General features: G+C 71.1%; 20 protein-coding genes. 10 read left to right on the plus strand and 10 right to left on the minus strand.

The genetic code is table 11. The features are described from left to right. Positions 1–120: 120 nt before the first annotated feature. The 3 genes from VGJ24_RS16090 (at position 121) to VGJ24_RS16100 (ending at position 4,425) form a co-directional block, all read left to right on the plus strand. The gene (locus tag VGJ24_RS16090; protein WP_331501649.1) at positions 121–441 is read left to right on the plus strand and encodes an Lsr2 family protein; all 321 of its coding nucleotides are present in this window, start codon (positions 121–123) and stop codon (positions 439–441) included. Positions 442–675: 234 nt separating this feature from the next. Further along, complete coding sequence (locus VGJ24_RS16095; protein WP_331501650.1) at positions 676–3,264, plus strand: ATP-dependent Clp protease ATP-binding subunit; 2,589 nt, start codon at positions 676–678, stop codon at positions 3,262–3,264. 129 nt (positions 3,265–3,393) lie between these two features. Further along, positions 3,394–4,425 (plus strand): glycosyltransferase family 2 protein, encoded by a 1,032-nt coding sequence (locus VGJ24_RS16100; protein ID WP_331501651.1) that lies wholly within the window; start codon positions 3,394–3,396, stop codon positions 4,423–4,425. 30 nt (positions 4,426–4,455) lie between these two features. Here the strand turns inward: VGJ24_RS16100 and VGJ24_RS16105 are convergent, their stop codons facing one another. After that, positions 4,456–4,782: a DMT family transporter gene (locus VGJ24_RS16105; protein WP_331501652.1), complete on the minus strand. Its 327-nt coding sequence runs from the start codon at positions 4,780–4,782 to the stop codon at positions 4,456–4,458. Positions 4,783–4,883: 101 nt separating this feature from the next. Between VGJ24_RS16105 and VGJ24_RS16110 the strand changes: the two genes are divergently transcribed. After that, positions 4,884–5,459 carry a TetR/AcrR family transcriptional regulator gene (locus VGJ24_RS16110; RefSeq protein ID WP_331501653.1) on the plus strand — a complete coding sequence of 192 codons (576 nt, stop codon included), beginning with the start codon at positions 4,884–4,886 and terminating at the stop codon, positions 5,457–5,459. Here VGJ24_RS16110 and VGJ24_RS16115 read toward each other — a convergent pair. After that, positions 5,441–6,307, minus strand: coding sequence for an A/G-specific adenine glycosylase (locus tag VGJ24_RS16115; protein WP_331501654.1), 867 nt, complete (start codon positions 6,305–6,307; stop codon positions 5,441–5,443). The two genes, VGJ24_RS16110 and VGJ24_RS16115, sit on opposite strands and share 19 nt — an antisense overlap. Positions 6,308–6,418: 111 nt before the next feature. On the opposite strand from VGJ24_RS16115, the gene VGJ24_RS16120 reads away from it, so the two are divergent. Beyond that, on the plus strand, positions 6,419–7,165 hold the full coding sequence (locus tag VGJ24_RS16120) for a hypothetical protein (protein ID WP_331501655.1): 747 nt from the start codon (positions 6,419–6,421) through the stop codon (positions 7,163–7,165). A gap of 4 nt (positions 7,166–7,169) precedes the next feature. On the opposite strand, the gene disA is transcribed toward VGJ24_RS16120, so the two are convergent. The 3 genes from disA to radA all read right to left on the minus strand — a co-directional run bounded on the left by disA (position 7,170) and on the right by radA (position 11,691). Then, a complete protein-coding gene (gene disA, locus VGJ24_RS16125) occupies positions 7,170–8,219 on the minus strand; it encodes a DNA integrity scanning diadenylate cyclase DisA (protein ID WP_331501725.1) in 1,050 nt (349 codons plus the stop codon). A gap of 108 nt (positions 8,220–8,327) precedes the next feature. Next, a complete protein-coding gene (locus tag VGJ24_RS16130) occupies positions 8,328–10,232 on the minus strand; it encodes a glycoside hydrolase family 15 protein (RefSeq protein ID WP_331501656.1) in 1,905 nt (634 codons plus the stop codon). Between the two features lie 43 nt (positions 10,233–10,275). Further along, entirely contained in the window at positions 10,276–11,691 is a 1,416-nt protein-coding gene (radA, locus tag VGJ24_RS16135) for a DNA repair protein RadA (protein WP_331501657.1), read from the minus strand. A gap of 153 nt (positions 11,692–11,844) precedes the next feature. On the opposite strand from radA, the gene VGJ24_RS16140 reads away from it, so the two are divergent. Beyond that, the gene (locus tag VGJ24_RS16140; protein WP_331501658.1) at positions 11,845–12,876 is read left to right on the plus strand and encodes a LacI family DNA-binding transcriptional regulator; all 1,032 of its coding nucleotides are present in this window, start codon (positions 11,845–11,847) and stop codon (positions 12,874–12,876) included. Positions 12,877–12,971: 95 nt separating this feature from the next. On the opposite strand, the gene VGJ24_RS16145 is transcribed toward VGJ24_RS16140, so the two are convergent. The 3 genes from VGJ24_RS16145 to VGJ24_RS16155 all read right to left on the minus strand — a co-directional run bounded on the left by VGJ24_RS16145 (position 12,972) and on the right by VGJ24_RS16155 (position 15,155). Then, positions 12,972–13,751 (minus strand): class I SAM-dependent methyltransferase, encoded by a 780-nt coding sequence (locus VGJ24_RS16145; RefSeq protein WP_331501659.1) that lies wholly within the window; start codon positions 13,749–13,751, stop codon positions 12,972–12,974. Beyond that, a complete protein-coding gene (locus tag VGJ24_RS16150) occupies positions 13,676–14,314 on the minus strand; it encodes a VOC family protein (RefSeq protein ID WP_331501660.1) in 639 nt (212 codons plus the stop codon). Before VGJ24_RS16150 ends, VGJ24_RS16145 begins: the two co-directional genes overlap by 76 nt. 79 nt (positions 14,315–14,393) lie before the next feature. After that, complete coding sequence (locus VGJ24_RS16155) at positions 14,394–15,155, minus strand: hypothetical protein (protein WP_331501661.1); 762 nt, start codon at positions 15,153–15,155, stop codon at positions 14,394–14,396. 72 nt (positions 15,156–15,227) lie between these two features. Here VGJ24_RS16155 and VGJ24_RS16160 point away from each other — a divergent pair, with 72 nt between their 5' ends. The 3 genes from VGJ24_RS16160 to VGJ24_RS16170 all read left to right on the plus strand — a co-directional run bounded on the left by VGJ24_RS16160 (position 15,228) and on the right by VGJ24_RS16170 (position 17,841). Then, entirely contained in the window at positions 15,228–16,175 is a 948-nt protein-coding gene (locus tag VGJ24_RS16160; RefSeq protein WP_331501662.1) for a Ppx/GppA phosphatase family protein, read from the plus strand. A gap of 8 nt (positions 16,176–16,183) precedes the next feature. Beyond that, the gene (locus VGJ24_RS16165) at positions 16,184–16,957 is read left to right on the plus strand and encodes a sugar phosphate isomerase/epimerase family protein (RefSeq protein ID WP_414691101.1); all 774 of its coding nucleotides are present in this window, start codon (positions 16,184–16,186) and stop codon (positions 16,955–16,957) included. Positions 16,958–17,238: 281 nt separating this feature from the next. Then, positions 17,239–17,841, plus strand: coding sequence for a TetR family transcriptional regulator (locus VGJ24_RS16170; RefSeq protein ID WP_331501664.1), 603 nt, complete (start codon positions 17,239–17,241; stop codon positions 17,839–17,841). A 113-nt stretch (positions 17,842–17,954) separates the two neighbouring features. Here VGJ24_RS16170 and VGJ24_RS16175 read toward each other — a convergent pair whose 3' ends face one another. Continuing rightward, positions 17,955–18,599: a response regulator transcription factor gene (locus VGJ24_RS16175; protein ID WP_331501665.1), complete on the minus strand. Its 645-nt coding sequence runs from the start codon at positions 18,597–18,599 to the stop codon at positions 17,955–17,957. Then, positions 18,596–19,924 (minus strand): sensor histidine kinase, encoded by a 1,329-nt coding sequence (locus VGJ24_RS16180; RefSeq protein ID WP_331501666.1) that lies wholly within the window; start codon positions 19,922–19,924, stop codon positions 18,596–18,598. Before VGJ24_RS16180 ends, VGJ24_RS16175 begins: the two co-directional genes overlap by 4 nt. 108 nt (positions 19,925–20,032) lie before the next feature. Between VGJ24_RS16180 and VGJ24_RS16185 the strand changes: the two genes are divergently transcribed. Next, positions 20,033–20,800, plus strand: a complete 768-nt coding sequence (locus VGJ24_RS16185) for an ABC transporter ATP-binding protein (protein ID WP_331501667.1) — start codon at positions 20,033–20,035, stop codon at positions 20,798–20,800. Positions 20,801–20,803: the final 3 nt, after the last annotated feature.

Genomic DNA, 20,803 nt, shown 5'->3' on the forward strand with positions numbered 1-20,803 from the left:
CTTAACCGATCTTCGAAGCCCGTCAGGTTTGTGTGGCATCGCGCCTTCCGAGTATGTTTTCGTGCAGCACGCACGCCGGCACGGATATCGTGGATCCGTCACCCCGAGAGGACTTTGAACATGGCACAGAAAGTGCACATCACGCTCGAGGACGACCTGGATGGTGGCGACGCCGCCGAAACCGTGGCTTTCGGTCTCGACGGCCGCTCCTACGAGATAGACCTGAACACCAAGAACGCCAAGGCCTTCCGTGACGCGCTGGCCAAGTACGTCGCGGCCGCCCGACGGGCAGGCGGTCGTTCGTCCGGCGCCAAGCGCCGCACCCAGGTCGGCACCAGCGCCCGCGAGATCCGCGACTGGGCACGCTCGAACGGGCACAAGGTGCCCGACCGGGGCCGCATCCCGTCTGTGGTCCGCGAGGCCTTCGAGGCAGCGCACTGACCCTGCCTCGACCAGCGCCGACGGCCGCCCCCGCAGCAGCGGGGCGGCCGTCGCCGGTTTCAACGCGTGTGTTCGCTCTCGGCGGACGGCGGGTGTCCGGACCCGGGAACACGTAGGCTGGGAGACCAGTTGGAAGCAGCGACGCCCGGGGTGGAGCCACACGTGGGCGTCTCCACGTTTTCCAGTGTTTGGTGCAGGCGGGTGATCCCAGACCCGCGTTGAGGAGAGATTGGCATGTTCGAGCGGTTCACTGACCGAGCCCGGCGGGTGGTCGTGCTGGCCCAAGAAGAGGCCCGCATGCTCTCCCACAACTACATCGGCACCGAGCACATCCTGCTCGGCCTGATCCACGAGGGCGAGGGCGTCGCTGCCAAGGCCCTGGAGAGCCTCGACATCTCCCTGGAGGCCGTGCGCGCGCAGGTCGAGGAGATCATCGGCCAGGGCCAGCAGGCCCCGAGCGGGCACATCCCGTTCACGCCGCGCGCCAAGAAGGTGCTCGAGCTGTCCCTGCGTGAGGCGCTCCAGCTCGGCCACTCCTACATCGGCACCGAGCACATCCTGCTCGGCCTGATCCGCGAGGGGGAGGGCGTCGCCGCCCAGGTGCTGCAGAAGCTGGGCGCCGACCTCAACCGCGTCCGCCAGCAGGTCATCCAGCTGCTGTCCGGCTTCCAGGGCAAGGAACAGGCCGGCACCCAAGCCGCGACCGCCGGCGCACCCGCCGACACCCCGTCGTCGTCCCTGGTGCTCGACCAGTTCGGAAGGAACCTCACCCAGGACGCCCGAGAGTCCAAGCTCGACCCGGTCATCGGGCGCGAGCAGGAGATCGAGCGCGTCATGCAGATCCTGTCGCGCCGTACGAAGAACAACCCCGTGCTGATCGGCGAGCCCGGCGTCGGCAAGACCACGATCGTCGAGGGCCTCGCGCAGGACATCGTCCGCGGCAATGTCCCCGAGACGCTCAAGGACAAGCAGATCTACACCCTCGACCTGGGTGCCCTGGTGGCCGGGTCGCGCTACCGCGGCGACTTCGAGGAGCGCCTGAAGAAGGTGCTGAAGGAGATCCGCACGCGCGGCGACATCGTGCTGTTCATCGACGAGATCCACACCCTCGTCGGCGCCGGCGCGGCCGAGGGCGCGATCGACGCGGCGAGCATCCTCAAGCCGATGCTGGCTCGCGGCGAGCTCCAGACCATCGGCGCGACCACGCTCGACGAGTACCGCAAGTACCTCGAGAAGGACGCCGCGCTCGAGCGCCGCTTCCAGCCGATCCAGGTGGCCGAGCCGTCGATCGCGCACACGATCGAGATGCTCAAGGGCCTGCGCGACCGGTACGAAGCGCACCACAGGGTCACCATCACCGACGAGGCCCTGGTCTCGGCCGCGACCCTGGCCGACCGCTACATCTCCGACCGGTTCTTGCCCGACAAGGCGATCGACCTGATCGACGAGGCCGGCTCGCGGCTGCGCATCCGCCGGATGACCGCGCCGGCAGACCTCCGCGAGTACGACGACAAGATCTCCGAGGTCCGGCAGCGCAAGGAGGCCGCGATCGACGGCCAGGACTTCGAGGCGGCGGCCAAGCTCCGCGACGAGGAGAAGCAGCTGACCGCGAAGAAGGTCGAGCGCGAGAAGCAGTGGCGCGCCGGCGACCTCGACGAGGTGGCCGAGGTCGACGAGGAGCTGATCGCCGAGGTGCTCGCCGTGGCGACCGGCATCCCGATCGTGAAGCTCTCCGAGGAGGAGTCCACGCGACTGCTCAAGATGGAGGACGAGCTCCACCGCCGGGTCATCGGCCAGGAGGAGGCCGTCAAGGCGCTCAGCCGGGCGATCCGTCGTACGCGTGCCGGCCTGAAGGACCCGAAGCGTCCCGGCGGCTCGTTCATCTTCGCCGGCCCGTCCGGCGTCGGTAAGACCTGGCTGTCCAAGACGCTCGCGGAGTTCCTCTTCGGCGACGAGGACGCGCTGATCCAGCTCGACATGAGCGAGTTCAGCGAGAAGCACACGGTCTCGCGGCTGTTCGGCTCGCCTCCGGGCTACGTCGGCTACGAGGAGGGCGGCCAGCTCACCGAGAAGGTGCGCCGCAAGCCGTTCAGCGTGGTGCTGTTCGACGAGGTCGAGAAGGCCCACCCCGACATCTTCAACAGCCTGTTGCAGATCCTGGAGGAGGGTCGGCTGACCGACTCCCAGGGTCGGGTCGTGGACTTCAAGAACACCGTGATCATCATGACCACGAACCTCGGCACGAAAGACATCGCCAAGGGCATGAACCTCGGGTTCGCCCAGACCGACGACGTGGCGGGCTCCTACGAGCGGATGAAGAACAAGGTGCAGGAGGAGCTGAAGCAGCACTTCCGGCCGGAGTTCCTGAACCGTGTCGACGAGGTCATCGTGTTCCCGCCGCTGTCGCGCGAGCAGATCGTCCACATGGTCGACAACATGATCGCGTCCGTGGAGCTCCGGCTGAAGGACCGCGACATGACGCTCGAGCTCACCCAGGCGGCGAAGAACCTCCTGGCCGTGCGTGGCTTCGACCCGGTCCTCGGCGCGCGGCCCCTGCGCCGTACCGTCCAGCGCGAGGTCGAGGACGTCCTGGCCGAGAAGATGCTGTACGGCGAGGTCGGTCCGGGTCAGATCGTGCTGGTCGACGTCGAGGGCGAGGGCGAGACCGCGACGTTCACCTTCCACGGCCAGAAGATGGCCGAGCTGCCCGATCTGCCACCGCTGGAGACGGTGGCGGTCGAGCCCGCATCCGGTCCGGCGGGACGCGGCGAGGGCAGCGACGAGACGCCCGGCCCGAGCGACGTGGAGAAGTCGGCCGACTGACCGAGGCAGCACGGACCCGGTCGACCCACTCCGGTGGGCGGCCGGGTCTTGTGCCGCCTTGGGAGGGCCCGCGGCCGCGTGAGAGGCTCGAGCGCGGTCGGTGCCCGCTCGTGACCCGAAGGAGGCCGCGTGATCCTGTCGGCCAGCACGGTCAAGGACTCGCGTGAGAACGTCGAGAAGTTCGTGCAGCGCAACCTACGCGGTGGGATCGACCACCTGGTGATGTTCCTCGACGCGCCACTTCCCGACGTCGAGGAGTACCTCGACGATCAGCCGGACGTGTCCTACGTCCGCGCGCACGGCACGTGGTGGGGCGACATGGATGTCGGCGGTCTCAACGAGCGCCAGATCATCAACGCCGCGTTGATCTCCCGCCTCGCGGCCGGCTTCGGGTGGGCCGAGTGGATGTTCATGCTGGACGGCGACGAGGTGGCCCGCATCGACCGCACGGTCCTCGATCGGCTCGACCCGGAGACACGATCCGTGCGGCTGCTCCCGCTGGAGGCCGTCAGTCGACTCCACCCCGACGGTGACCCGACCTTGTTCAAGCGGCGACTCGACCAGGACGAGCTTCAGCTGCTGCACGAGCTCGGGGTGATCGCCGAGCCCAAGGAGCGGTCGTACTTCCGCGGGCACATCTCCGGGAAGCCCGGACTCAGGCCCTCGCACGACCTCGCCCTCGGCGTCCACCACGTCATCGACACGACCACCGGCGACCGGGTCGACGCTCACACCGACCCCGGACTGAGCCTCCTCCACTACGAGTCGCACAACGGCGACGAGTTCGTGCGCAAGTGGATCGCGCTGCTGTCCTCCGGCGAGGACGTCCGCCAGCACCGGAACCGCGCGCCCCTGGCGCGCTCGATCAGCGCCATCCTGGCGCTCGGTCTCTCGGAGGCGGAGACCGCCGCCTTCCTGGAGCGTCTCTACGAGCGCTCCGCCCTGGACGACCTCGAGACGCTGTCGCGGCTCGGCCTCCTGGTCGAGGTCGACCCGGACCTCGGCGAGCGTGCGCCGAGGCCCCCGGAGGAGGCGCGGCGGCAGGTCCGTGCCCTGCTCGACGGGGCGTACGACGTGCCCAAGCGCGTGTTCCGACCCCGGGGGCGTCACCCGAAGGCAGCCCGGGTCATCGACCGGATCCAGCGCCACGCCCGGCGTTGAACCGCCGCGGCCGGCGCTCTCGCTCCGGGCTCAGTGAGCGGCGTGCAGGTTGAGCACCACGACGCCGAGCACGATCAGCCCGAGGGCGGTGAGCTTCACCGCGTCCACACGCTCCCCGAGGACCAGCACGCCGATGGCTGCAATGGCCGCGGTGCCGAGCCCGGACCAGACGGCGTACGCCACCGAGACCGACATGTGGTGCACCACGACGGCGAGCAGCCAGATGGACAGGGCGTAACCACCCAGCACGACAAGCGACCACGGAAGGTCGTGGAACCCCCGGGTGCGCGGGAGTGCGGTGGTGGCACCGACCTCGATGCCGATGGCGGCAAGAAGGACGACGAACGGGCTGAGCATGGTCACACTCCTTCCAGGCGGATGTAGCGATCGCTACATACACTACTGTAGCGCTCGCTACGGCGCCTGTTCAAAGCGAAATCGCTCGCTAAGGTGTGCTCGTGGCCACACGACGGGACGAGCTCGCCGAGGCGGCCACCGACTACGCCCTCGAGCACGGCCTGATCGGGCTGAGCCTGCGGCCGCTCGCCCAGGCCCTGGGCACCAGCGACCGGATGCTCCTGTACCACTTCGAGGACAAGGACGACCTGGTCGCCACCATCCTGCGCACGACGAGCGAGCGCTCGGTGCGCAGCCTGCGTGCGCTGCCGCCCTCGCCCGGCCTGAGGTACGCCGTGCTCGACCTGTGGCGCGCGGTGACCACTGGCCCTCAGCAGCGCTGTCAGTGGTTGTACGTCGAGGCCGCCGCGCTCGGCCTGTTCGGGCGCGAGCCGTACGCCACGGCAGTCAAGGAGACCAACGCGCTGTGGGTCTTGGCGGTGGCGGCGCACTTCCGAGGCGTGGGCCTGACGGCGACCGCCGCGCGGCGGGTCACCCTCCTGGTCGATGCGACGTTCATGGGGCTCCAGCTCGACGAGCAGCTCGACTCGACGGCACAGCAGCGAAGGGCCGTCCGCGACCTCGCCGACGCGGTGGAGGCGCGCTGGGGCCGACGGTCTCAGCCGGGCAAGGCGTAGCCCGCGCCGTCTCGCACGAGCAGCCCGTCCGCCAGGAGCGACGCGACGCAGCGCCCGCGCTGGTCGGCCTCCGGCCAGGCGCGCTCGAGGGCGCTCGCGCCGACCGGGCCCGCGGCCTCGCGGGCCAGCGCCATCAGCCGGCCCCGGCACTGACGGTCGGTCCCCGACCAGGACTGCCCGCGTCGCGGTGGCCCGTCGTACGCCGGATGCCCGGCCGAGCGCCACGCACAGCTGTCGCGTACCGGGCAGTCGTCACACCGCGGAGCGGTGGCCGTGCAGACCAGCGCGCCCAGCTCCATCAGGGCCACCGACCAGGTCGCGGCCGTGGCGTCGTCGTCGGGCAGCTGCTCGACCGCGAGCGCCTTCTCGGCGGCGGTCACGGCGTTCGGCGGGAGCTCGATGCCGGTCACCATGCGGGCCAGGACCCTGCGGACGTTCGTGTCGAGGACGGCCTGCCGGTGTCCGAATGCGAACGCCAGCACGGCCGAGGCCGTGTAGTCGCCGACGCCGGGGAGCCCACGCAGCGCGTCGTAGTCGTCGGGGACCTCGCCGCCGTGGTCCTGGGTGATCGCGGTCGCGGCGGCGTGGAGCCGGATCGCACGGCGGGGGTAGCCGAGTCGTCCCCACGCCCGGATGGCCTCACCGGACGGCTCGGCCGCGAGGTCCGCGGGCCGCGGCCAGCGTGCGAGCCACGCGTCGTACACCGGAAGCACGCGAGTGACGGGCGTCTGCTGGAGCATGAACTCCGAGACCAGCACTCCCCATGACGTCGCGGTTGCCCTGCGCCACGGCAGGTCACGCGCGTGCGCGTCGTACCAGCGTAGGAGCGGCGCGTGGACGTCGGACACCCGGTGATCGTAGGACTCGCGAGCAAGCGTGCCTGATCGTCGGACTCGCAAGCGAGCTCGCTGCGGGCGTGGCAACCACGAGGGCCGGCTCAGGCTGATTAGCGTGACCGCATGAGTGGAAGGACGCGTGGGCGGCGGCTGCCGGCGCGCGTCTACTGGGTACGCCGGCTGATGGTTCTCGGCATCGCCGCCTTGCTCGTCGTGGGCATCGCAAAGATGCTCGGCGGCTCGAGCGACGGGTCGTCTGGCGACGACACCGCTCAGAACGTCGCGGCCAGGTCGCAGCACACCCAGGGCCCGGTCGCGAGCAGCCCAGCGACCGGCGACAGCGCTACGAGCGGCAAGCACCACGGGAAGCAGGCCGACGACCCGGTCACCCCCGTGGTGATGCCGTCGGGTCCGTGCGCGGCCAGCGACGTGGCGATCACGCCGTCGGTGCCGGAGCCCGTGGCCGGACGCGACATCTCGCTGGTGCTCGACATCTCCAGCCTGGAGACGCCGGCGTGCACCTGGACGATCTCGGGGAAGACGCTCGCTCTGAAGATCACCTCGGGCAACGACCTGATCTGGACCACGACCGAGTGCGCCCGTGCGATCCCGCAGCAGGACCTGGTGCTCCGCCAGGCCCAGCCGACCAGGGTGAAGCTGACCTGGGACGCACGGCGTTCGGAGCCGGGTTGCCCGGTGCGGACGGCGTGGGCGCTGCCTGGCACCTATCACCTGCACGTCGCCGCGCTGGCCGGTCAGCCCCAGGACGTCACGTTCCTGCTGACCACGCCGAGCCCGGCCGAGGTCACCAAGACCGCGCACCCGCACAACGGGCACCACGGCAAGAAGAAGAAGTCGGCGGTCGACTGACGCGTCACACGTAGCGCTCGAGGATCGACGACTCGGCGAGCCGCGAGAGTCCTTCGCGGACGCTGCGTGCCCGGAGCTCACCCACGCCGTCGACGGCCTGGAGGTCGTCGACACCGGCGGAGAGCAGCTTCTGCAGGGTGTCGAAGTGTTCGACCAGCCGTTCGACGACGGTGGAGGGCAGCCGCGGCACCTTGGCCAGCAGTCGATAGCCACGGGGCGCGACGGCACCGTCGAGGTGCTCACCGAGACCGAGCGCGCGTGCGGCTGAGGCCGGGTCCACCAGGTCGATGGAGGAGAGGCCCTCGAGCCTGGCCAGGGTGGCCTCGGGACCCTTGGACCGCCGACCGGCGGGCAGGTAGTCGCGGACCACCAGCTCGCGCTCCTGGTCGACTCCGGTGACGAGCTCCTCGAGCTGGAGCGACAGCAGGCGGCCGTCGGTACCGAGCTCGAGGACGTAGTCCTCGATCTCGGAGGCGATCCGGGTCACCATCTCGAGCCGCTGCGCGACCACCGCGACATCGCGGACCGTCACGAGGTCCTCGATCTCGAGCGCCGACAGCGTCGCCGAGACCTCGTCGAGGCGGAGCTTGTACCGCTCGAGCGTCGCCAGGGCCTGGTTGGCCCGCGAGAGGATCGCGGCCGAGCCCTCGATCACGTGCCGAGTCTCCCCGACGTACGCCGCGATGATCTGCATCGACTGCGACACCGAGATCACCGGGAGACCGGTCTGCCGCGCGACCCGGTCGGCGGTGCGGTGCCGGGTGCCGGTCTCCTCGGAGTGGATCGACGGGTCGGGCATCAGGTGGACGGCCGCCCGGGTGATCTTTGTGAGGTCGCGCTCGACGATGATCGCACCGTCCATCTTCGCCAGCTCGCGGAGCCCGGTGGCGGTGAAGGGCACGTCCAGGGTGAAGCCGCCGGTGCAGATCGACTCGACGGTCCGGTCGTGGCCGAGGACGATCAGCGCGCCCGTGCGTCCCCGGAGGATGCGCTCCAGGCCGTCGCGCAGTGCGGTGCCGGGTGCGATCGCCGACAGCGTGGCGCGCAGGCGCATCGTGTCGTCGTTCACCGTGGCGCCGGGCACGCCGGCCTCCCCTCGTCGAGACTGGCGACCGCGATGCGCGCAGCCGCGGCGTCAGTGTAGGGGGTGGCCGGCAGTTTCCTAGGACGTCGGCCGCTCGTCGATCCCGCCGTCCCTCTCCTCGGCAATCACGTGGAGAACGGCGTTGATCAGGGCCAAGTGGGTGAACGCCTGGGGGAAGTTGCCGAGGTGGTGACCGCTGCGCGGGTCGATCTCCTCGCCGTACAGCTCGAGCGGCCCGGCGAAGGACAGGAGCTTGGCGCAGAGCTGCCGGGCCAGCTGGTGCTCGCCGATCTCACAGAGCGCCGAGACCAGCCAGAACGAGCAGATCGTGAAGGTGCCCTCCTCGCCACTGAACCCGTCGTCGGTCTCCTCCACCTTGTATCGCAGCACCAGGCCGTCGACGGTCAGTTCGTCGCGGATCGCCATCACCGTCGCCCGCATCCTCGGGTCGTCGGGCGGCAGGAAGCGAAGCAGCGGGGCGAGCAGCAAGGACGCGTCGAGCGACGTGCTGCCGTAGTACTGCGTGAGCACGCCGCGCTCGTCGACCCCGTTGTCCAGGATGTCCTGCTTGATCTCGTCGGCGGCGAGCTCCCACTCCGCCGCCTTGTCGACGGCGCCACCCATCCGGGCGATCTTCGCGCCGCGGTCGAGCGCAACCCAGCACATGATCTTGGATGACGTGAAGTGCTTCGGCTCGCCACGCACCTCCCAGATGCCGGCGTCGGGCTCGCGCCAGTTCTTCAGCGCCTCCCCGACCTGGCGCTCGAGGATCGGCCAGATCCGGTTGTCGAGGTGGTCGGCCGCCTTCGAGTGCAGGTACACCGAGTCGAGCAGGGCTCCCCACACGTCGTGCTGGCGCTGCGAGTAGGCGGCGTTCCCGATGCGCACCGGGCGAGAGGCGGCGTAGCCGGGCAGGTGGTCGAGCTCGAACTCCTCGAGCTCGCGCTCGCCGCCGATGCCGTACATGATCTGCAGGTCCTGGTCGCCGGCCGCCATGTCGGCGATGAACGAGAAGAAGTCGACGGCCTCCCAGTCGAGGCCGAGGGAGTACATCGCCCACAGCGCGAACGTCGCGTCGCGGATCCAGGCGTACCGGTAGTCGTAGTTGCGGTTGCCGCCCATGGTCTCCGGCAGAGAGGTGCTGCCGGCCGCGGTCACGGCGCCGGTCGGCGAGTAGGTCAGGCCCTTCAGGGTCAACGCGCTGCGCTGGAGGTAGCTGCGCCAGGGGTGATCCGGGAACCGTCCGCGGGCCAGCCAGTGCTGCCAGTGGTGGGCGGTCCACACCAGCCGCGCGTAGGCGTCGTCGTACGTCGTGGGCGGCTCGGCCCCGCCCCAGGAGAGGGCGACGAAGCGGACGTCGCCCTCCTTGAGGAGCGTGCGGCTCCCGGCGTGGCCGCCCTCGAAGCCGAGGAGCATGTCGGTGGTCAGCGTCAGGTGCACGTCGCCGCCGTCGCGGGTGGCAATCCCCTGGTGGTAGCTGGTGCCGGTGTACTCCCAGTGCGCGGGGCAACGGCCGTAGTCGAAGACCGGTTCGCAGTCCATCACCGTCTGGACCTCGCCCGAGACGCACCGGACGGTGCGCAGCAGGATGTGCTCGGCCTCGTAGTCGTTCGGGGTCCGGCGGTACGTCGCCGAGCGGTCGATCGCGTGGTGCCACGGTCCGATCAGCAGCACGTCGCGGATGATGATCCATCCCGTCGGGGTGCCCCAGCTGGTCTCGAGGATCATCGTGCCGGGCAGATAGCGTCGGCTCGCCGGGACGTTGACGTCGAGCGGTGCGATCCGGAAGGACCCGGCCAGGCGCCCGAGGATCGACCCGAAGACGGACGCCGAGTCGAAGCGTGGCACGCACATCCACGCCACCGAGCCGTCGGGCGCGAGCAGTGCGGAGACCTCACCGTCGCTGAGGAAGCCGTGGTCGCCGATCGGCACCGCGCGAAGTTGGCCGGCGACGTCGTTGCGTGCCTCGCTCTGCTGCGCCATGAGGGCAGGATGTCGCCCCCATGAGGGGCGCGCAAGGGAGACGTCAGTCGGCGCCGGGGCGCGCCGGCGAGCCGTGGCCCGCCAGGCCGAGGGCGCTCAGCGCGCCGCGGAGGTCACCGACCTCGACGACGGTCATCCCGTCGACGGTGCGCCGTCGCGGCGTCGCGCTGCGGTCGCCGACCGGCACCACGGCCACGCGGAAGCCCAGCCGCGCGGCCTCGGCGATCCGCTGCGGGAGGTCGCGGACCTTGCGCACCTCTCCGGCCAGGCTGATCTCGCCGAGCGCGACCACGCCGTGCGGGGGTGCGGACTCGATGGCCGCCGACGCCAGCGCGATCGCGATGGCGAGGTCGCTGGCCGGCTCGGCCAGCCGGGCGCCGCCGACCGTGGACACGAAGACGTCGTGGGTGTGCAGCGCGATGTGACAGTGCTGCTGGAGGGCGGCGAGGATCATCGCCACCCGGGCGGAGTCGAGCCCGGACGTCGTACGTCGTGGACGGTCCAGCGGGGTCTTGGCGACCAGCGCCTGGATCTCGGCGAGCATCAGCCGGCGTCCGTCCATCGCCACCGCGACGCAGGTGCCGGGAACGCGCGACTGGTGGTTCTCCACGAAGAGGCCGCTCGGATCGGTGACGGCGGTGATGCCGTCGGCGGCGAGGTCGAAGCAGCCGACCTCGTCGACGGGCCCGAACCGGTTCTTCAGGGCACGCACCATCCGGAATCGCGAGTTGCGGTCGCCCTCGAAGTGGAGCACGACGTCGACGACGTGCTCGAGGACGCGCGGGCCGGCGATCGAGCCGTCCTTGGTGACGTGGCCGACGATGATCGTGGTGATGTTGCGGGTCTTGGCCACGCGGATCAGGGCGGCTGCGACCTCCTTCACCTGGGTGACACCGCCGGGGACCCCGTCGAGGCCCGAGGCCCCGATGGTCTGGATCGAGTCGACCACCAGCACCTCGGGTCGCACCTGCTCGACATGGGTGAGGATCGCGCCGAGGTCGGTCTCGGCGGCGACGTACAGCTCGTCGTGGACACCGCCCGTGCGGTCGGCGCGCAGTCGCACCTGGGACGCCGACTCCTCGCCGGTGACGTAGAGGGTGCGGCGCTGGTAGCGCGACGTCTGGGCCGCGACCTCGAGGAGCAGCGTGCTCTTGCCGACGCCGGGCTCGCCGGCCAGGAGGATCGCGGCACCCGGGACGAGCCCGCCGCCCAGGACCCGGTCGAGCTCGGGCACACCGCTGCTGCGGAACGCCGAGGCCTCCACCGACACCTGGGCGATCGGCAACGCGGCGCTCGTCACCGGAGCCGCCTCGGCCCGCGGCCCTCGTGTCGCCGTACGGATCATCAGGGCCTCGGCGACCGACCCCCACGCCTGGCACTCGCCGCAGCGCCCGACCCACTTCGCGGAGGTCCAGCCGCACTCGGAGCACTGGTAGGACGCGCGCGGGGTCTTCGACATGATCGGCACGCTAGGCCGAGGCGCCGACAGGCCCGCGCAGACACGTCGACGGACGCGTCGTACCCGTGTGGGTGTAGCGCGGACGGGAGCGATCGCGGACGGTATCCTCAGCCGTTGGATCGATCAAGGGGACGATCACGAGGGGAGCGCTCCATGGCGTGGTCCGGACGAATGTCGGTCACGCCGCCGACGCTCGCCGACGTGGCCGAGCGGGCCGGCGTGTCCCGGCAGACCGTCTCCAACGCCGTGAACAGCCCCGAGCTGCTGCGCCCGGACACGCTGGCTCGCGTGCAGGACGCGATCGCCGAGCTCGGGTACTCGCCGAACCGCGCCGCTCGCAACCTGCGCACTCGCGCCTCCCACCTGATCGGCCTGAAGTTCAACCCCGCGCAGGAGGGTACGGCGAACGCCGCGATGGACCGCTTCGTCCACTCGCTGGTGGAGACGTCGGGCGAGAGCGGCTACCACATCCTGTTGTTCTCGGGCACGACCGACGTCCCGCTCGGGGGGTACGACGCCCTCCTCCGCTCGACCGCGGTCGACGCGTTCATCGTGACCGACACCTACCTCGGAAACCCGCAGGCAGCCTGGCTGACGTCGCGGCGCGCGCCGTTCGTCGCGTTCGGCCGGCCGTGGGACAACCCGGACGCCACCCACGCGTGGGTCGACGTCGACGGCGCCGCCGGCGCCGAGCTGGCGACCGACCACCTGCTCGACAAGGGCCACACCAGGATCGCCTGGATCGGCTGGCGCAAGGACTCCTTCATCGGTGAGGACCGGCGATCGGGCTGGACGCGTGCCATGCACGCGCGCGACCTGCCGACGACCGGCCTGGCGTCGCGGGTCGAGGACACGGTGGCCTCCGGCCGGGAGGCCGCATCGGTCCTGCTGGACGAGGCGCATCCGTCGGCGTTCGTCTGCGCGTCCGACACGTTGGCGATGGGCGTGCTGCACGCCCTCGGCGACCGCGGCATCCACTGGGGCCAGGACATCGCCGTCGTCGGCTTCGACGACTCCCAGGTGGCCCAGGTGGTGCCGGGCGGACTCACCTCCGTGCGCCAGCCCCTCGAGCAGGTGGCGGTCGAGGTGATCAAGGCCCTCGAGGGCCTGCTCTCCACCCCACCCGTCGCGGGCCCCGGCGTGCTGCTCTCCCCGACCCTCGCCGTGCGCCTGTCGTCGGGGTGAGCCCGGCGTCGGTTTCAGCGCCTACGCGGTGAATCTCATGCTTCGTGGCCGCGGCAACGCCCCAGAAGCATCAGGAAAGGCCAGGAAGATGGGGATCAGAAGCGCCGCCACCAGAGGTTGACGGCGTAGTCGACGGTGGTGCCGTCGTGCTCGGAGAGGATCGCGTCGGAGACCTCGGGGCTGAACTCGATGCGGACGACGGCCTCGAGGTCCGCACGATCGTCGAAGCGCCAGTCGAGGTCGAGCGGCACGCGGGCCCAGCCCTGGCCGGCCCAGAAACGTTCGACGGTTACCGGGTCCACCTTCGGGTAGCCGCGCCGGAACCACCGCCCGAACGTCGAGCGGGTCGCGTCGTTGTCGATGACGAACACCGTGCCGCCGCGACGTACGACGCGCGCGAGCTCGCGCAGTCCCGGCTCGCAGCCGGGCCCGAAGAAGTACGCCCACCGAGCGTGCGCGACGTCCACCGACGCATCCGGCAACGGCACGGCCTGGGCGGTGCCGTGCAGCAGCGTCACGTTGGCCGACCCCCGGGTACGACGTGCCGCCAGCCGGAGCAGGGCGGGATGCGGCTCGACGCCGTACACGCGAGCCGCGGACGCCGCGAACCCCGGCAGCTGGAAGCCGGACCCGCACCCGAGATCGAGCACCTCCCTGGACGACCAGTCGGCGATCGACGACATCGTCGACCCGAGCACCCCGTCGCGGTCGACCGCGCGGTTCTCGAGCTCGTACGTCGCGGGGTGCTCCCAGATGTTGGGGCTGCGGACCGAGCCCCGCGGCAGGCCCTCGGGACCCGTCAGACCCGGACCAGCCCGTTCGGGGTTTGGAACTGCGCGGCGATGATGCCGGGTGTGCCATGCGGTGCGACCCACTCGACCTTGACGTCCTCCAGCGGTGCCTCGACCGTCTCACCGAGCCACTCGCTCACCCGCTGCGGGTCACCGGCGATCTCCAGGCAGGCTAGCGACCAGTCGTCGACACCTCCGGTCGACGGGTGCAGCCCCTCGGGGCTCAGCCACTGCACGAAGAACGGCAGCTGCGGGTCGGAGATCAGCCCGTTGACACCGATCTGCTTCCAGAGCAGCTCGGTGCCGTCGGGGCGACGGCGGTTGCCGGCCACCGACTCGCGACCGAGCCGACGCTCGAGCGGCGCGATGTCGTCGACCGCGATGACCCAGCCGAGCCAGCCGCCGCCGAGAGCCGAGCGGGCACGAACGGCCTGACCGAACGGGGCCTTGTCTGACGCCGGGTGGTCGAGCACCTCGACCACCTCGAGGTACGTGTGGTCGGCCAACGGCAGCACCATGTTGCGGGTCCCGAACCGAGGGTGGATGCCACCCTCGCTGAAGTCACGGCCGAGCAACCCCCCGATGCGCTGGGCGGTGCCGGCGAGGCCGTCCGGGCCGGCGGCGTAGCTGAGATGGTCCAGGCGCATGCGGAGCATTCTGCGCCACGACGTACGCCGATCCGGACGGGGGGTCGGTGTCTCTCGACGTCGAGAGGTGGTAGGAGCCTCAGCTCGGGTCGGCCGGATGGATCGCCAGCCGGTCGCGTGCGGCGAGGTGTCGCTCGCAGTGCGTCACCAGCTCGTCGTACGCCGCGCGTCCCATCAGTGCGACCAGCTCCGCCTCGTTGCTGACGTAGAGCGCTTCGCGCGCCACGTGCGCCTCGGTGTTGCCCGAGCAGTACCAGTCGAGGTCGTGGCCGCCCGGCCCCCAGCCGCGCCGGTCGTACTCGCCGATCGACACCTCCGTGTACGACGTGTCGTCCTGGCGCTCCACGGTGCGGAAGGTCCGGCGAATCGGCAGCTGCCAGCAGACGTCCGGCTTGGTCTCCAGCGGGTTGCGCCCCTGCTGCAGTGCCAGCGAGTGCAGTGCGCAGCCCGCGCCGGTCGCGAAGTCCTGACGGTTGTGGAAGATGCACGCCGACTGCCCCTCGTGCTCGACGACCTTGGTCTTGCGCTCGCCGTCGGCGTCCTTCTCGATCCAGTCGGACTTCTTCGCATGGCCCTTCGGATGGAACTGCCACAGGTCCGGGCCGAGCTGGTCGACGTACGACGCGACGCGCTTCTCGTCGGCCTTGTCCGCGAAGTGCGCACCGAGGGCGCAGCACCCGACGTCCGGCGCATCGGCGTAGATGCCCCGGCAGCCCTGGCCGAAGATGCAGGTGTAGCGGGAGGTCAACCAGGTGAGGTCGCAGCGGAAGACCTGGTCGGCGTCGGCCGGGTCGGCGAACTCGACGTAGGCACGCGGAAACACCAGATCGACCTCGGGCACCGGTCCAGCCTACGGGCGTCCACGCCGGGCCCGCGTACCTCGGGTCCGGCTGCGCGCTTGTAGATTCGACCCATGCGCCTCGGCGTCCTCGACATCGGCTCCAACACCGGTCACCTGCTCGTCGTCGACGCACATCGCGGGGCGGCGCCGCTTCCGGCGTACTCCCACAAGGAGCCGTTACGCCTGGCCGAGCACCTCGAGGACGGCGAGGTGACCGAGGGCGGGATCAAGGCGCTGACCAAGTTCGTGGCCGACGCCGTCGTCGTGGCGGAGGACAAGGGAGCCCAGGACATGCTGGGGTTCGCAACGTCGGCGGTCCGCGATGCGCGCAACTCCGACGCCGTTCTCGACCGTGTCGCCGACGAGACCGGGGTACGGATCGCGGTCCTTCCCGGTGACGACGAAGCGCGGCTGACCTTCCTCGCCGTACGACGCTGGTTCGGGTGGTCGGCCGGGCGGCTCTCCGTGTTCGACATCGGCGGCGGCTCGCTCGAGATCGCCGGCGGCGCCGACGAGGAACCCGATGTGGCCTGGTCGATGCCGTTGGGTGCGGCCCGGCTGGCGCGCGACTACTTCAGCAACGGGCCCCCCGACGAGAGCCGTATCCGCGCGCTCCGCAAGAAGATCCGCGCCGACATCGCCCAGGACGCCGGTCGCCTCCTGCGAGCGGGGCCACCCGATGTCGCGGCGGCGACGTCCAAGACGTTCCGGTCGTTGGCCCGCATCTGCGGCGCGGCGCCCAGCGAGCTCGGACCACTGGTCGACCGGGCCCTCGCACTCGGCGATCTGCAGGGCTGGATCCCGCGCCTGGTCGGGATGGGTCCCGAGGATCTCGCCGCCCTGCCCGGCGTCTCGCCGAGTCGCGCCCACCAGATCGTGCCCGGTGCCCTCGTCGCCGAGGCGGTGATGGACATCTTCGAGCTCGCCACCCTCGAGATCTGCCCGTGGGCGCTCCGCGAGGGCGTGATCCTCGAACGCATCGACGCCGTCGGCCTGGCCGATGGCCCGGACGGGATCTAGCGGTGGCCCTGGTCGCTCTCTCGACGGCGTCGGTCTACCCGGAGTCCAGCGCCCACGCGTTCGCCTACGCAAAGTCCCTCGGGTACGACGCGGTCGAGGTGATGGTGGGCATCGACGCGCTCAGCCAGCAGACCGCCGCGGTCAAGCAGCTGTCGGACCACCACGAGCTCCCCATCTGCGCCATCCACTCGCCGTGCCTGCTGTTCACCCAGCGCGTGTGGGGCACCGACCCGTGGGGGAAGCTCGAGCGCTCGGCCGAAATGGCGCACGCCGTCGGCGCCGACGTCGTGGTCGTCCATCCGCCGTTCCGCTGGCAGCGTGAGTACGCCGCGGGATTCGTCGACGGCATCGCGGCCATGGAGGAGTCCACCGGCCTGGCGTTCGCGGTCGAGAACATGTATCCCTGGCGCGCCTCGCCGCGGCGAGGCGTCGAGATGTACCTGCCCGGCTGGGATCCGTCCGAGGAGAACTACGCCAACACCACCGTCGACCTCTCCCACGCCGCCATCGCCCAGACCTCGCCGGTCGAGATGGCCGAGCGGCTGGGCGACCGGCTACGCCACGTCCACCTGACCGACGGGTCCGGGTCGCCGAAGGACGAGCACCTCGTCCCCGGCCGCGGTGCCATGGATGCGCAAGGCTTCCTGGAGTACCTGTCCAGCGTCCGCTTCACCGGCCACATCGTGCTGGAGATCAACACCCGCAAGGCCTCCACCCGCGAGGAGCGTGATGCAGACTTGCGCGAGTCGCGCGACTTCGCCCGCATGCACTTCCGAGCCTGAGGAGCGCCCGGCGTGGCATCGGGCCAGGTGCGCCGGAGGCGTCGCCGTGAGCGGTGTCGAGGTGCGCGACGAGTCGGCTCCTCCAGACGACGTCAACGCCGAGGTCGGCGGGCGCACGGCGCGGCTTGGGAGGGCGACCTCGAGGGCATCTAGGCGCTGCTCGCCGCCGGCGCCCCGGCGGCCCCCCTTGGCCTGGGCTGAGCACGCATCCTAGGAGGAGGCGGCCGGGCTGCTCCGCCGGCATGCCGGGCATCGACGTACCTCCGGCGTAGCCTGCGCGCATGCCGTCGACCTCCCGTGCGCCGCGCCGTGGACGGCGTCCGGGAGCCCCGGACACGCGGACGACGATCCTCGACGCGGCGCGTTCCGCCTTCGCCGAGAAGGGGTTCGCGGGGACCACGATCCGCGCCGTCGCGTCGACGGCCGGCGTCGATGCGGCCTTGGTCCACCACTACTTCGGGACCAAGGACGACCTGTTCCTGGCGGCGATGGAGCTGCCGTTCGACCCCCGCCACGTGATCGGTCCGGCCATGGCCGGTGGACCGGTGGGCGCGGGGGAGCGGCTGCTCCGCGCGTTCCTCTCGCTGTGGGACGACCCCGAGATCGCGCCGGTGCTCGTGGGGATCGTCCGCTCGGCGCTCCAGCCGGGCGGTGAGCGACTGCTCACGCAGGGCTTCGTGCCAGTGGTGCTGCTGCCGGTCGGTGAGGCGCTCGGCATCGATCGACCCGACCTCCGGATGCCGCTGGTGATCAGCCAGGTGGCCGGGTTGATCCTGACCCGCTACGTGATCGGGCTCGAGCCGATCGCGTCGATGCCGGCCGAGACCGTGGTGGCGACGTACGCCCCGGTGATCCAGCACTACCTGACCGGGGATGTGCCCTGAGATGTCACAACAGCGCGATCGCGCCGTTGTGACATCGAAATGGCCGATCCGACTGTCACAACAGCGCGATCGCGCAGTTACGACAGCCGCGGACGTGGGGTCTCCCTGACCGGTCAGTCGTGACGACGTAGCCAGGTCAGCACCGCCAGCACCCGACGGTTGCTGTCCGCGCTCGGCGGGAGGTCGAGCTTGGACAGGATGTTGCCGACGTGCTTGTTCACGGCCGCCTCGGTGACCACGAGCCGCTCGGCGATGGCCAGGTTGGAGTGACCCTCGGCGAGCAGGGCGAGCACCCCGCGCTCGCGCTCGGTGAGCCGGTCCAGCGGGTCCGAGCGGCGCATCAGCTGGCGGACCACCTCCGGGTCCACGACTGTGCCGCCGCCCACGACGGTGCGCAACGCCTGACCGAACTCCGCGACGTCGACCACCCGGTCCTTGAGCAGGTAGCCGACCGCCCGTCCGCCGGCCGAGTCGAGGAGGTCCTCGGCGTAGCTGCGCTCGACGTACTGGCTCAGCGCCACCACCGGCAGCGCCCGCCGGGTGCGCAGCCGGCAGGCCGCGCGCAGGCCCTCGTCGCTGTAGCCCGGTGGCATCCGGATGTCGGTGACCACGAGGTCGGGGTCGTGCTCGTCGACCGCAGCGATCAACGCCTCGGCATCGCCGACCGCCGAGACGACCTCGAAACCGAGCCGCTCCAGCAGGCCGACGAGCCCCTCACGGAGCAGGGTGCCGTCCTCGGCGAGGACCACGCGCGTCAACGGGACTCCGGGATGCGCATGCGCACCACGGTAGGGCCACCCGGCGGGCTCGACAGCCCGAGCGAGCCGCCGACCGCGGCGAGCCGATCTGCCATCCAGGTGAGTCCGGAGTCGGGTCGGGGAGTCGCGCCGCCATGCCCGTCGTCGCGGAGCTCGACCACGATGTCGCCCCCGTCGCGGCCGAGCGAGACACTGGCGCGGCTCGCACCGGAGTGGCGCACGATGTTGGTCAGCGCTTCCGAGGCCGCGAAGTACGCCGTCGTCTCGACGTGCGCGGCCGGCCGAGTGGTGAGGCTCGAGGTGACGGTGACGGGGAACGGCAACGACGCCGTGAGCTGGTCGATCGCGGCCACCAGCCCGACATCGGTCAGGACCTTCGGATGGATGCCGCGGACGAACGCGCGCAGCTCGTCCATCAGCACCTTGGCCTGCTCGTGTGCTGCGGCGACCCCGTGCGCGGCCGGGTGGTCCGCGCCGAGCGCGTCGACCACCTCCAGCCGGGCCACACCCAGCCCCATCGCCAGGGTGACGAGCCGCTGCTGCGCCCCGTCGTGCAGGTCGCGCTCGATCCGGCGGCGTTCGCTGTCGAAGCTCTCGACCAGGCGGGTCCGCGACGCGCCCACCTCGGTCAGCTCCTCGGCCAGCCGCCGAGCGTGATCGGCCTCGAGCGTGCGGCGGAGGAGGGCGACCTGGAGGCAGGCGCCGGCGGTCCAGGCGTAGACGACACCGACCAGGAGGGCCAGGCCCAGCAGGGCCAGCAGCAGCGCGGCCGACGAGCTGGTCGTCTGCCACGGGCCGACACTGACCGGGTCCTCGTCCGAGACCAGGACCGGCGCGGCGATCAGCGCCCCTGCGGAGGTCGCGAGCAGGCTGACGGTCGCGAGGATCGCGCCCTGGAGCACCAAGGTCGCGGCGGCGTAGCCGGCGTACCGCCAACGCCGCACGGTGAGGTAGCGGTCTCGCAGCCACGCGCCGGGGACCGACGGCGCGCGTGGAGGCGCCGCGAGCCGGGTCGGGTCGACCAGTCGCGCACGCCAGCGGTCGAGCGCTAGCACGGGCGTGGCCAGGAGCGGGAGCACGATGAAGCCGAGAGCCAGTCCGAGCAGCAGCAGGCCGGACGCGGACAGGACCTGCCCCCGGCTCAGCTCGGCGATCGCACCACCGATCGGTACGCCCACGGCAAGGCACGGGATCGCGAACACCACCCAGACCACGAGCGTCGACATCGTGTGCGCGAGCGCGCGCCAGGGCCACCGCCCGAGCAGGAACCGCCGTCGACGCAGTGCCCGCCAGGCGTTGTCGTCGGGAGTCGTCGCGGGCGGCACGGTGCCACGCTACGGCGCCCTCACGAGGCTGTCGGTAGTGCTGGCGCTACCGCACAGACGCCCGCAGGACGTAGTGATCCGGAGGCCCGCGTCCGGTGGCATGGACCCATGACCGATCTGCGTCCCGCACCCGTTGTCGCCTCCGGAGCGACCACCCCCGCCCTCGCACTGCACGACGTACGCCGGAGCTACGGCCGCGGCGCCGGCACGGTGACCGCACTCGATGGTGTCTCGCTCGAGGTGCCCGCTCGCACCTGGACCGCCGTGATGGGGCCGTCCGGCTCCGGCAAGTCGACCCTGCTCCATGTCGCGGCCGGGCTGGAGCGCGCCGACCAGGGCCAGGTCTGGCTGGCCGGCCACGACCTGACCCGGGCCTCCGATCAGATGCTCACGCGGCTGCGTCGTTCCGAGATCGGCTTCTGCTTCCAGTCCTTCAACCTGATGGGCGCCCTCACGGCTGCCCAGAACGTCGCGCTGCCGCTCCGGCTCGGCGGCCGCCACGTCGACAAGGCCCGCGTGCGCGAGGTGCTGGCGTCGGTCGGATTGGCCGACCGGGCCCGGCATCGCCCGCGCGAGCTGTCCGGTGGCCAGCAGCAGCGAGTCGCGATCGCCCGGGCGCTCGTCACCGAGCCGGCCGTGCTGTTCGCCGACGAGCCGACCGGTGCACTCGACACCGCATCGGCCCGGTCGGTGCTGACCATGCTCCGCAATCTGGTCGACCAGCGCGGCCAGACCATCGCCATGGTCACCCACGATCCGGCGGCCGCCGCCCGCGCCGACACGGTGGTGTTCCTGGCCGACGGCCGGATCGTCGACCGGCTCGAACGCCCCGACGCCGCCACCGTCGCCGCCCGCCTCGCGGCCCTGGAGGGCTGAGCC

Origin of the sequence: Nocardioides sp., assembly GCF_036493135.1 — a bacterium.
Lineage (GTDB): Bacteria > Actinomycetota > Actinomycetes > Propionibacteriales > Nocardioidaceae > Nocardioides.